9 protein-coding genes are annotated in these 11,270 nt (G+C 62.2%); 2 read left to right on the top strand and 7 right to left on the bottom strand.

The window, feature by feature from the left end:
* Positions 1–3 precede the first annotated feature (3 nt).
* Entirely contained in the window at positions 4–402 is a 399-nt protein-coding gene (gene clpS / locus QEZ49_RS10685; protein WP_245281820.1) for an ATP-dependent Clp protease adapter ClpS, read from the bottom strand.
* Between the two features lie 292 nt (positions 403–694).
* Positions 695–1,024 (bottom strand): phasin family protein, encoded by a 330-nt coding sequence (locus QEZ49_RS10680; RefSeq protein ID WP_068460183.1) that lies wholly within the window; start codon positions 1,022–1,024, stop codon positions 695–697.
* A gap of 428 nt (positions 1,025–1,452) precedes the next feature.
* Between QEZ49_RS10680 and QEZ49_RS10675 the strand changes: the two genes are divergently transcribed.
* The gene (locus tag QEZ49_RS10675) at positions 1,453–3,033 is read left to right on the top strand and encodes a D-alanyl-D-alanine carboxypeptidase (RefSeq protein ID WP_280386742.1); all 1,581 of its coding nucleotides are present in this window, start codon (positions 1,453–1,455) and stop codon (positions 3,031–3,033) included.
* An 85-nt stretch (positions 3,034–3,118) separates the two neighbouring features.
* On the opposite strand, the gene QEZ49_RS10670 is transcribed toward QEZ49_RS10675, so the two are convergent.
* The 3 genes from QEZ49_RS10670 to putA form a co-directional block, all read right to left on the bottom strand.
* Positions 3,119–3,838: a DnaJ domain-containing protein gene (locus QEZ49_RS10670; protein ID WP_280386741.1), complete on the bottom strand. Its 720-nt coding sequence runs from the start codon at positions 3,836–3,838 to the stop codon at positions 3,119–3,121.
* Entirely contained in the window at positions 3,838–4,674 is an 837-nt protein-coding gene (locus QEZ49_RS10665) for a VWA domain-containing protein (protein ID WP_280386740.1), read from the bottom strand. The genes QEZ49_RS10670 and QEZ49_RS10665 overlap by 1 nt, the downstream gene beginning before the upstream one ends.
* Positions 4,675–4,823: 149 nt before the next feature.
* The gene (gene putA, locus QEZ49_RS10660; protein ID WP_280386738.1) at positions 4,824–8,030 is read right to left on the bottom strand and encodes a bifunctional proline dehydrogenase/L-glutamate gamma-semialdehyde dehydrogenase PutA; all 3,207 of its coding nucleotides are present in this window, start codon (positions 8,028–8,030) and stop codon (positions 4,824–4,826) included.
* Between the two features lie 375 nt (positions 8,031–8,405).
* Here putA and panC point away from each other — a divergent pair, with 375 nt between their 5' ends.
* Positions 8,406–9,344, top strand: coding sequence for a pantoate--beta-alanine ligase (gene panC / locus QEZ49_RS10655; protein WP_280386736.1), 939 nt, complete (start codon positions 8,406–8,408; stop codon positions 9,342–9,344).
* Positions 9,345–9,365: 21 nt separating this feature from the next.
* Here panC and QEZ49_RS10650 read toward each other — a convergent pair whose 3' ends face one another.
* On the bottom strand, positions 9,366–10,310 hold the full coding sequence (locus QEZ49_RS10650) for a DMT family transporter (RefSeq protein WP_280386734.1): 945 nt from the start codon (positions 10,308–10,310) through the stop codon (positions 9,366–9,368).
* Between the two features lie 204 nt (positions 10,311–10,514).
* Positions 10,515–11,153 carry a hypothetical protein gene (locus QEZ49_RS10645; protein WP_280386732.1) on the bottom strand — a complete coding sequence of 213 codons (639 nt, stop codon included), beginning with the start codon at positions 11,151–11,153 and terminating at the stop codon, positions 10,515–10,517.
* Positions 11,154–11,270: the final 117 nt, after the last annotated feature.

Genomic DNA, 11,270 nt, shown 5'->3' with positions numbered 1-11,270 from the left:
GACCTACTCTTTCTCCATGGTGCACTGAAGAGGATGACCGTTCTGTCGTGAAAAATCCATGACTTGCGTCACTTTTGTTTCAGCGACCTCGTATGGATAGACACCACACACGCCCACGCCCTTGTGATGGACATGGAGCATAATACGTGTGGCTTCATCGGGGCCTTTGGCAAAAAACTTCTCAAGAACCAAAACGACAAACTCCATTGGCGTGTAGTCGTCGTTGAGCAAAAGAACCTTGTAGAGGCTTGGCTTTTTGGTCTTGGGGCGCGTTTTCGTGGCCAGCCCTGTGCGGCCGTCCTCGTTTCCCCGCCCACCGTCCGGCGGCTCTGCGCCCGGTGGGTCGCTCTTGCCGCCTTTCGATGCCACCGTCAGCCGGCGCAGCGTCAACATCTTCGACATAAAAGGTTACGTCCGTCCCTGATTGGCGCGAATCCGCCAACCCATTGCCAATCCAGCGCATATGCGCCTTGCAAGCGCCGACGATACGCAAGCGCACGCCTGGCTGCAAATGCTCTGTCAGAAGTATTCTCCTGCCTTCCCGGTGCTATCCGCGAAAGTTGGCCATCGTAACGCTCCAACATCTCCGGAAGCTTATGATGGGGTGGCAAGCGGACACAAAAAAGGCCCGGCGAGTGCCGGGCCTTGGAATTCAATGCCGCAGTAAAATTAACTGCTGCGCCGGGAGAAACTCTCAGGCGCCCTTCTGCAGGATCTTTTCGACCGGCTTGTAGGCATCCTTGGCCATCGACGCATAAAGGCCGCCGATCTTGGAGACCTGCTGCATATAGTCGTCATAGGCGCGCTTGGCGTAGCTGGTCTGGATCTCGACGGCCTGCTCGACCGACTTCGAAGACATCAGCTTTTCCAGCGTAGCCGTGCTCTCCTCGAAGGAGCGCTTCGTATAGTCGCTCATCTCCGCAGCAATAACCTGCCAGCTCTTGTTCCACTCACCGAACAGCTTCATGGCCGTATCGACGTTGGTCTGCCCCAGCTTCTGCATGTCTTCAAAATTTTTAATCATGGTGCCATCCGTGTCCTAGAGACTGTCGAAGGAAAAAAACGCACTATTCGCAGTGCCCCCTGGTCCAATCGGGACCATCACCCTGAAATCATCGTTATACGCACCGCACAAATTTTCAAGTTCTTTTTCGCACTGCAATATAAGGGCCAGCCACGACCGCTGGGATATGGTCATCGGGTCATTAACTGAGCCGCAGCATCACTGCGCTATGTTGAATTTGGGACAGGCGCTCTGGATGAGCGAACCGGGCCTCGATGCCGACGCTTGTGGTTAAAGCGCCGTAAAGAGGCCCAAAAGCGATGCTCCGTTATGCCATCCGTCGGCATATGGCGCTTCGCCTGGGGACGTCTGCTTCCCTTGGTATGAGTAATGCGTTCCGTGCGCGGCCGGACAGCTCAAAGCTTCCAGCTCAGGCTTCGCAAGGGTGAGTGAGTTTGCGTTTGATGTTCGGCGTATTGAAGTCTGTCGGCTGTCTGGAGCCTGCCAATCGTTGGCAGCGCACAATGTTCGCCGCCGCGATCATTGCTTCGGTGCTTCTGTCCGCTTCACCCGGCGCCCAAGCCCAGACGCCCCGCTCCGCCGCCATGGTTGTCGATGCCAACACCGGCGCGGTTCTCCACACCGAGAACGCCGACAGCCCCGTCTATCCCGCATCTCTCACCAAGATGATGACGCTCTATATGACATTCGAGCTCATCGAGATGGGCCGGTTGAGCTATGGCTCGAAGATACGAATGACCGCTGAGGGCGCCGCCGTGCCGCCTTCCAAGCTGGGCCTGAAAGCCGGTGAGGAGCTGACGGTTCTGGAGGCCATCCGGGCGCTCGTCACTAAATCCGCCAATGACGTCGCCGTGGCACTGGCCCAGCACATCGGCGGATCGGAGCCTAATTTCGCGCGCCTGATGACGCAGAAGGCGCGCACACTCGGCATGCGCCAGACAACTTTCCGCAACGCGTCCGGCCTGCCCGATAGCAGCCAGCTGACGACAGCGCGCGACATGATCACCCTGGGCCTGCGGCTGCAGGACGATTTCCCCAGTCACTATAAGCTGTTCGCGACGCGCTCATTCTCGTTCCGTGGCAAATCCTACCGCAACCACAATACGCTGCTGCACCGCTATCAGGGCACCGATGGCATCAAGACCGGCTACACGCGCGCGTCTGGATTCAATCTGGTTTCGTCGGTGCGCCGCGATGGCAAGCATGTCGTAGCGGCCGTGTTCGGCGGTAAATCCGCTGCCACGCGCAACGCGAAAATGCAGAAGATCATCGGCCGTTCGTTCGCCAAGGCGTCTCGCACCAAAACCCGCGTACCTGCAAGCGCTCTGGTCGCGCGTGCAGCTCCACCACCGCAGCCAGCCCAACGCCCGAAGATGCAGGCCCGCGCCGAATTGGCTCCGCCACCGCAAGCGCGTCCCGCTCCCCCCCCACCGCCCGCAGCTTCTGCGGATCGCGGCCGATCCTCGATCGCAATGGCAAAGGTTCGGCCGGTGCAAATCGGAAACGCTCCACAAGAGCAGGCCGAGCCCCAGCGCCGTCAGCAATTCGCCTCCGCCGGCATGACTGCTCCATTGCGCGCTGCCCCCCGGCCACCGGCGCAGGAGTTTGCGCCACGTTTCGTACCGGAAACCGGAGCGCTGAGACCTTCGACATTCCAAGCGCAGGCAGCCCATCTTGAACGGGTGGACACGCGCCCGATGCAGCCGCCACCCCAGGCGCTGCCGCCGCCAGCAACACGAACCGCAGCACGCGGTGCTCCGCGCGGCCCGTTTGAAATCCAGATCGGCGCATTTGGCAATGCCGCCGAAGCTGAACGGCGCATGATGCAAGCCCGCCAGCGTCTTGGTGGCATGCTTGATGGCTACGCGTCAGTGTCCGTGCCGGTAAAGAGCGGCGGCAGCCAGCTCTATCGCGCCCGCTTCCGCGGTTTCGATGCGACGGCCGCGAACAACACCTGCTCGCAGATGAAAACGGTGCAGATCGACTGCTTCGTCATCAGGGCACAATAGCGGCGCCCGCGAGCCGGAATTTCCGCGCGGAGCAGAGCAAAATGCCCCGCGCCGGTAAACTTTGCAGCTTTGCAGCTTAACGGCGTCAGCGGTTCAAGGCTTCGAGCGCGACGTCCTTCGCTTCGTTGATCTTCGCCGCCAGATATGTCGATCCACCGCGATCGGGGTGCATCTTCAGCATCAGTTCGCGGTGCGCCCGCCGAATGGCCGCGCTGTCCGCTCCCGGTGCCAGCCCCAAAATTTCCAGCGCCTCCTCGCGCGTCATGCGTCCACCCGGGCCGCCGCTCATCGCCGACTCCCCCCGCGCCATATCCTCGCGCCAAGTGGGGTGAATACGGTCAAGATAAGCTTCAAGCAGTTGCGCCGACTGTCCATCGGTATGGCGACAATCCTGCCAAAGCAACGCCAGATCCGTCGGGCTGAGCGCTGAAAGAGACCGTCCGGCGAACATGCCTTTCAGGACCCGCCCGTGCATCTCGCCGGTATCGTGATCCAGCTCCATTTCCAGATGATCGGTGACGATAGCGGATGATTGCCCCGGCGTGCGCCGCGCGTTGCCGCCGCCGCCCAGCCATGGCGGCGTTGCCCGGCCCCATATCAGCCACGAACCAAGCATCGCCAACGGCACCGCAATGGCGCCGCCCCCGCGCAGAAACAACAGGGCGGCGACACCCAGCGCTGCAATACCAGCCCCGGTGCGGGTCCGCCTCGCAACGGAGGTCGGATTGGCATGCGCGAATGAACGCATGACCAACAATCCGACGGCCAGGCCGAACAGGCCCAAGATCAGATAAGCCAAACCCATCAGGCGCCCGCAGCTCCACCGCCAAGCTGCTGCAGCAACAGCCGCGCACCGGCATTTTTCTGTTCAACCAGCGCCAGCAGCGCCTTGCGGCCACCGGCAGCATAAACCGCAACCGCCATCAGCAGATCACGCAACTGCCGTGCCGAGCCGCGATCGAAACGGCAATAGGCGCCGTTGGTGATGCGCGCAATCTCGCGAAACGTGCGCGACGCAACCGGATCGTCGCCTTCCTGGAACAAAAACACCGGCACGCCAAGCAGCGCCAGTTCACCAGCACGGGCACACAGGTGGTCGATATCTTCCTCCATGCTGTCGCCGACATAGACCAGCGCGTTGACTTTGCGCCGCGCGCTTTCATCCAGCGCATGCACCAGCACACGACCGATCTGCGTCAATCCCCCGGCGCATGAAACGGAACGCATCAACCGCGCCAGCGCTTCGGGATCGGACACCCACTTTGACGCCCGACACTCCGACGTGCCGCGAAAATACATGAGTTGCACATCAAGCCCGCCAACGGACTTCACCGCTGCGAACATCTCGCTTTGCTGCGCCAGCGCCATTTCCCAGGTTGCGGCCCGGCTCATAGTGGCATCCATGGCAAACACCAGACGCCCACGTTCTCCCGTGGCAGCCGGCGCCATGGTTTTCATGCGGGTGATGAAGTCTGCCACATCGGCATCGGAGGAAGTGCCGGCGCGTACAGCGCCGCCCTTCGCCTGCTGCTCGGCCGCAGCGGTGCCCTGCCCACGTTCGGCAACCGGCCCAGCGCCAGTTTTGAACGGCGCCTCCGATTGATCCTTCGTCGCGGTCTTGGGTGACTTGCGCCAGAACATGGCTGAACCAGATACCTTCTGCTGATGTCCCGAACTCCATATAGGGAGCCCGGCAGCAAACATCATATTGGCAGCCGGAATAGCAGAATGACGCCCCCCGCGCGCTCCTGCAATCCCCGCCTTTAGCTTGGCTTCAGGCATGGCTGGTCTCACGCGCCAGCGTCGCTCTCCGGCGTGAGCAGCTCGATGTTTCCGCCTGTCGCGGTGAGATCGGTGGAGCGCACGCGCTCGGTGGCGTAGGCCAGCAACGTATGAGGGCCGCCAGCCTTCGGACCGGTGCCGGACAGCCCCTCGCCTCCGAACGGCTGTGTGCCGACCATCGCGCCAATCTGATTGCGATTTACATAAAGATTGCCGATCCGCGCATGGTCGGCAACGTAATCGGCAACCGTCTCAAGACGACTGTGCAGTCCAAGCGTCAGACCATAACCTGACGCGTTGATGGCATCGATGACCTTCGGCAGCGCGCCGCGCTGATAACGCACGACATGCAGGATGGGGCCGAAAACTTCGCCATCCAGCACATCAAGGCTTTCAATCTCAAACACCGCGGGCGTCACGTAGTTGCCGGCGCGGCATGCATCGGGCAACGGCAGATCGACAAGCTGCGTTCCCTGCCGCTGCATGCGTACCTTGTGACCGTCCAGAAAATCCTGCGCTGGATCATCGATCACCGGCCCGATGTCGGTCGCGTAGTCGAACGGATCGCCGATAGCGAGTGTCTCAACCGCGCCCACCAGCATTTCAATCGTTTCGTCGGCGACCTCATCCTGCACGAACAACACCCGCGCCGCCGAGCAGCGCTGGCCTGCGCTGTTGAATGCCGACCGCACCGCGTCGCGCACCACCTGCTCCGGCAAGGCGGATGAATCCGCGATCATGGCATTGATGCCGCCAGTCTCGGCGATAAACGGAACGATGGCGCCGCGCCGATCAGCCAACGCGCGCTGGATCGACCATGCGGTTTCGTTTGATCCGGTGAACGCGATGCCCTTGATGCGCTTGTCCTTGACCAACGCTTCGCCCAAACGCCCGCTGCCGGGCAGTAATTGCAGCACATCGCCCGGCACACCCGCTTCGTGCAGCAGTTGCGTCGCCAGAAACGCGGTGATGGGCGTTTGCTCGGCGGGCTTGGCCAGCACCGCGTTGCCCGCGCTGAGCGCCGCCGCAACCTGTCCGATGAAGATCGCGAGCGGGAAGTTCCAGGGCGAAATGCAGGCGAATACACCACGCCCGTTGAGGCTCAGTGTGTTGCGCTCTCCTGTCGGCCCCGGCAGCGTCACCGGTCCGGCAAACAGGCGCCGCGCCTGTGCCGCGTAGTAACGCAGATAATCAACCGCCTCGCGCACATCGCCCTGCGCATCTTCAAGTGTCTTGCCGGCTTCGCGCACGATCACCGCCATCAGGCGGGCACGGTCGCGCTCGAACAGATCTGCCGCCGCGCATAGAACCACGGCGCGCCTTTCGCCGCCGATCCGGTTCCAGGCTTGCGATGCGGCGGTGGCGCGGGCGATGGCCTGGTCGGCCTGATCGAGCGTTGTGACACGCACAGTACCCAGCCGTTCGCGGCGATCGTGCGGACAGGTGACAAGGCTCGCCATGTCGCCGCCGGTAATCGCCTTGCCGCCGATGATTGGCCCTGCTGCGTACACATCATCCAGCGCGTTGCCCATCTGCGTGAACAGAGCCTGCCGCACGGTTGGCTCCGTCAGCGCCAGCCCCGCCGCAGCCTTGCGCTCGGGCATGTAGATGTCGCGTGGCAGCACAATCGCGCGCGCAGGCCCGGCGCCGGAGCCGCGCTCCGCTTCCGCCTGCGCAACCGGATCGCGAATGATCCCGGCGATGGTGGTCTCGTCGTCGGCCAATTGCTTGACGAATGACGTGTTGGCGCCATTCTCCAGCAGGCGGCGCACCAGATATGCGAGCAGATCCTCATGGCTTCCGACCGGAGCATAGATGCGCACCGGGCGGCGGATGATCTTGCCCTTGCCGACGACCTCATCATACAGCCCCTCGCCCATGCCATAGAGGCGCTGGAATTCGATGGCCGCGGGCCCCGCCGCAACGTGCGTCGCCGCGATGGAATAGGCATTGTGGGTTGCAAACTGCGGATAGAACGCCTTGGCGTCGCTGACGAGCAACCGCGCGGCCGCAAGATACGAAACGTCCGTGTTCTGCTTGCGCGTAAACACCGGATAATCTTCAAGCGCGCGTTCCTGCGCCCACTTAATCTCGCTGTCCCAGTAAGCGCCCTTCACCAGTCGCACGGGAATGCGCTTGCCGGCGCGCTCGGCCAGCCGCCGCAACCAGCGCAGAACCGGAATGGCGCGCTTGCCATAGGCCTGCACGGCAATGCCCAGGCCGTTCCAATTGTCGAGCGCCGAATCGACCAGCGTTGCGGCAAAAATTTCCAAAGTCGGATCGAGCCGGTCCTGCTCCTCGGCATCGATGGTGAGCGTTAGACCACGGGCACGCGCGGCCCGTGCCAGCGTCAGCACACGCGGCAACAGTTCCGACTTGAGCAGTTCGCGCTTGCCGGGCTCAAAGCGCGGATGCAGCGCCGAGAGCTTCACCGAAATGCCGGGGCGGGCGTAAAGCGCATCGGCATGCAGCGTTGTCAACGGTCCGGCCGCCTGCCCCACGGCATCGATGGCAGCCAGGTAGCGCTCGAAATAGGTATCGGCATCCTTCTGCGTGCGGGCAGCTTCACCCAGCATGTCATAGGAAAGCAGATACCCCTTGGCCTGATAGTCCTTGGCGTTGCCGATTGCCTCGCGAATGGTGCGGCCGAGCACGAACTGATCGCCCAGCAGCTTCACCGCCTGCCGCACCGCCTGCCGGATCACCGGCTCGCCGGAGCGCGCCACCAGACGCTTGAGCGCGTTGATGGGATTGGAGCCCTGTGCTTCGCGCATTTTCACAACGCGACCCGTGAGCATCAGCGCCCAGGTGGAGGCGTTGACGAACATGCTGTCCGAATGACCGCGATGTTTATCCCATTCGCCGCCCGCGAGTTTCTCGGCGATGAGTTCGTCGGCGGTCTCGGTGTCAGGAATGCGCAGCAGAGCTTCGGCGATGCACATCAGGATCACGCCTTCCTCGCTGGAAAGGCCGTATTCCTGCATGAACGCCTCAACGCCAGCCTGCTTGCCGCGGCCGGAGCGCGCCGCATGGGCGAGGCGCAACGCCAGCTCCGATGCACGGCTGCGCTCGGCCTCGCTGAATACCGCGCGCTCGATCAGGCGGTCGACGAGTTGACGCTCATCAAGCAGATAGCTGGCCGCGATCTCATCCCGCACCGGGATAAGCTTCAGGCGCGCGGAGATGTCGTCTTTGGCCCCTGCTGGCTTTGTCACGACCATCTCGCCCTCATGCTCTGCTGCCAATGCGATTCGGTATCTTCTACCCTAGAGCCTTTCGGGGCTTCGTTGAATCGCGGAAAAACTCTAGCCGTTTGTTTTTTCGTGCTTCTCGCCGGAAAATCGGTTCCCACTTTTCCGGGAGCGGTTCTTTCGCTACGTGCTTCTTATCGGAAAACCGGTTCCCACTTTTCCGGAAGCACTCTGCAAATCAGCAGAAGCCGCGCTTGCGCTTATCGGACGGCGCTGAACCGCCTGATTAAGCGGCGCAATGGCGCTCTTGACGGGCGGCTTCCGCACCCGCAGAGCTGTGCGCCCAGAACTTGCATGCCAGAGCTTGCTTCAAGAACCTGCGTCAGTGAGGTGAACACGGTGTCCAATCAGATCCAGATCGTGCGCGGCATCCCGGAATTGCGTGAAACGGTGCGCAACTGGCGCCGTCAGGGCCTTTCGGTCGCGCTGGTGCCGACAATGGGCGCTCTGCATGCCGGGCATATATCGCTGGTGCGCAGGGCCGCGGATCTGGCCGATCGCACCATCGTTTCCATCTTCGTCAACCCGACGCAGTTTGCACCCAACGAAGATCTGGCGCGCTATCCGCGCACCGAGGCGGCCGATCTCGCCCTGCTCGGCCCGGAGCGCTGCGATCTCGTGTGGACACCGCAGCCGACGGATATGTATCCGGACGGGTTCGCCACCCGCGTGCTGCCCGCAGGTGCTGCGGCCGGCCTTGAAAGCGATTTCCGGCCGCACTTCTTCGGTGGTGTCGCCACCGTGTGCACCAAGCTGTTCGGCGCCACGACCCCCGACGTCGCGATTTTCGGCGAGAAGGACTATCAGCAGCTCTGCGTCATCCGCCAGCTTGTGCGCGATCTCAACATTCCGATTGAGATCATCGGTGCCGAAACCGCGCGTGAATTGGATGATCTGGCGCTGTCATCGCGCAACGTTTACCTGTCGGCGGAAGAGCGGGCGGTGGCGCCTGCGCTCGCACGCGTGCTGCGTGACACCGCACTGAAAGCGCAAGCGCTACTGCAAAACACTGCCGCCGCGCGGCCAGCACCGAAGGCGGTGCCGATGTTCCCCGAGCCGGGCCAGCCCGCCCCTATCCATCAGCTTCCGGCACTTGAGAGGCTTTGCGAAGCGGCTGCCGAGGCGTTGCGTCAGGCCGGCTTCGCAAAGGTGGATTACGTCGCCGTCCGAGAGGCCGACACGCTGCGGCCCGTCAATGCCCTCGGTGCGCGTCCGTTGCGTGTGCTCGGCGCCGCCTGGCTCGGCACAACCCGGCTGATCGACAACGTGCCCGGCTGAAGCGTTAAAAATTGCAGCGCTTCAAGCCGCCCGTCGCGCCGCCAGAGCGATGCCGCCTGCAATCAGCAAAGTGCCCGCGAGCTGATACAGTTCGGGGTGTTCGCCCAGCAGCAGTATCGCAAAGATGGTGCCGAACACCGGCACAAGATAAATCGACAATCCGGCCGTGTTGGCGCCGAGCAATTCCACCGCGCGGTTATACGAGCCATAACCGATCGCCGAAGCAAACAGCGCCACATAGCCAACAGCAAGTAATGCATGCAGCGATAGCGGCACGGGCATCACGTAAGCACTTTCGGCGATATAGAATGGCAGCAGCAGCATCGATCCCATCAGGAAGATCGTGAACAGAAAGCTGAGCCAGTGCACGCGCGGCCGCAGCCGCAACAGCGCGGTGTAAACAGCGTAGACGATACACGCCACCAGCATCCAGATGTCGCCGTTGTTAAACGCAAGATTGGCCAGCACGTTTATGTCGCCGTGCGCTACCAGCACAACCGCGCCCACCAGCGACAGCGCAATGCCGACCGCCTGACGCGCCGAGATACGATCACCGAATATCAGGTACGTCGCCAGCACGATCAGCACCGGCGCTGACGTTTGCAGCATGATGATGTTGATGGCGCCGGTCGTGGCAGCCGCGATGTAAAGCGCAGCGTTGAAAAACGCGATGCCCATGCCAGCCAGCAGGAGCACGATTGGCCAGCTTTTCAGCATGGGGCCAATGTCGCGACGCAGATGCGGCCATGCGAATGGCAGCACAATCAGCGCCGCGATCAGCCAGCGCCAGAACGCCAGCCCGACCGGCGGCAATTCGCCAACCACCGCCCGCGCCACGATGGCGTTGCCGCCCCAGACAATGCCGGGCAGCACCATCAGCAGATACGGCGCTGCGGCCATGAGCGATGCCATCACATTGCGCTCTTCGCGCGCATCCCGCTGGCGAGGGTCAGGCGACGTGCTCATACATGCATCCAGAAAAGAATGATGCCGCCGCCTTAAATATGCGGCTCCCGTTGCGCTGATGTAGCCCTTTTTACATCGTCAAGCGATAGGGGTGCATGCTTCTGCCACAGTGCGGCAGCGCGCGATGCAATTGCCTGTCATATGAAAAAGGGCGAGCCGAACAGCCCGCCCCTCAAATTGACATCAGCCCGATGACCGGACCGCTCAACCCTTCAGGAACGGATCGGGCTCGGCGTTATGGAACGGTACGGCATTGACGCCGGACGGCAGCGTCACGGTGTGCATGCGCAAATCGTCCGCATCGTTCGCGCGCAGAATTTCCACCGCCTTCACCTCACGCGGCTTGTCGTCCGTACGAACCCACAGCACCAGGCCACCGTTTTTCAGGTTCTTGTCGATCTGCGCGGCATGGTGCTTTTCCATTTTGCGCGCAGCATAAAGCCCGAGCGCTCCGGCAATTGCACTGACGCCCAGCGCGGCGCCTGCGGTGGCCACGACGGCTGCGCCTTCCATGGCGGCAATAGCGGCGGCACCGGCGCCACCGATGTAAACCGGAATACCGGCCAGCGCGGCAAGCCCCTCAGCGCGCGACTCCGGCGCAACATATGTGGCACGCGGCGTGTCAGGATTGTCAGCCAGGGCTTCGGCGTCGGGAATATCGGCCCCGAATTTCTCATGCAGGGCCTTTTCGTTACCCAATACGCTGAGATCGTCACGGGTGAACCCGGCATCGGAGAGCGCTTCGACGGCCGACTGCAGCGCCTTCACTGAGTGAAATACCGCTGAAGCCTCACGCGTTGTTGCTGCCATTCCATCGTCTAAGGACTGCGCCTCGGTCGCCATCTTCCCTGCTCCTTGCATCTCGCCTGCTGAATCGGCGCAGAACAGCGCCTCAAGGATGATCGCTCCTGCACCCTAAGATTGCTTTGGTTCTTTCATGCAAATTGTCAGGACGTGCAT

The sequence above is a fragment of the Hyphomicrobium sp. D-2 genome (assembly GCF_029872155.1).
Classification (GTDB): domain Bacteria; phylum Pseudomonadota; class Alphaproteobacteria; order Rhizobiales; family Hyphomicrobiaceae; genus Hyphomicrobium_A.
Note: the sequence above shows the minus strand (reverse complement) of the source record. Positions and strands in the feature narration are given on the sequence as shown.

Bases quoted from the DNA above. Each gene is read 5' to 3' on its own strand.
- QEZ49_RS10645 (WP_280386732.1), bottom strand. From the start codon at position 11,153: ATGGCGACCGAGGCGCAGTCCTTAGACGATGGAATGGCAGCAACAACG.
- QEZ49_RS10665 (WP_280386740.1), bottom strand. From the start codon at position 4,674: ATGTTCTGGCGCAAGTCACCCAAGACCGCGACGAAGGATCAATCGGAG.
- QEZ49_RS10680 (WP_068460183.1), bottom strand. From the start codon at position 1,024: ATGATTAAAAATTTTGAAGACATGCAGAAGCTGGGGCAGACCAACGTC.
- clpS (WP_245281820.1), bottom strand. From the start codon at position 402: ATGTCGAAGATGTTGACGCTGCGCCGGCTGACGGTGGCATCGAAAGGC.
- QEZ49_RS10670 (WP_280386741.1), bottom strand. From the start codon at position 3,838: ATGGGTTTGGCTTATCTGATCTTGGGCCTGTTCGGCCTGGCCGTCGGA.
- QEZ49_RS10650 (WP_280386734.1), bottom strand. From the start codon at position 10,310: ATGAGCACGTCGCCTGACCCTCGCCAGCGGGATGCGCGCGAAGAGCGC.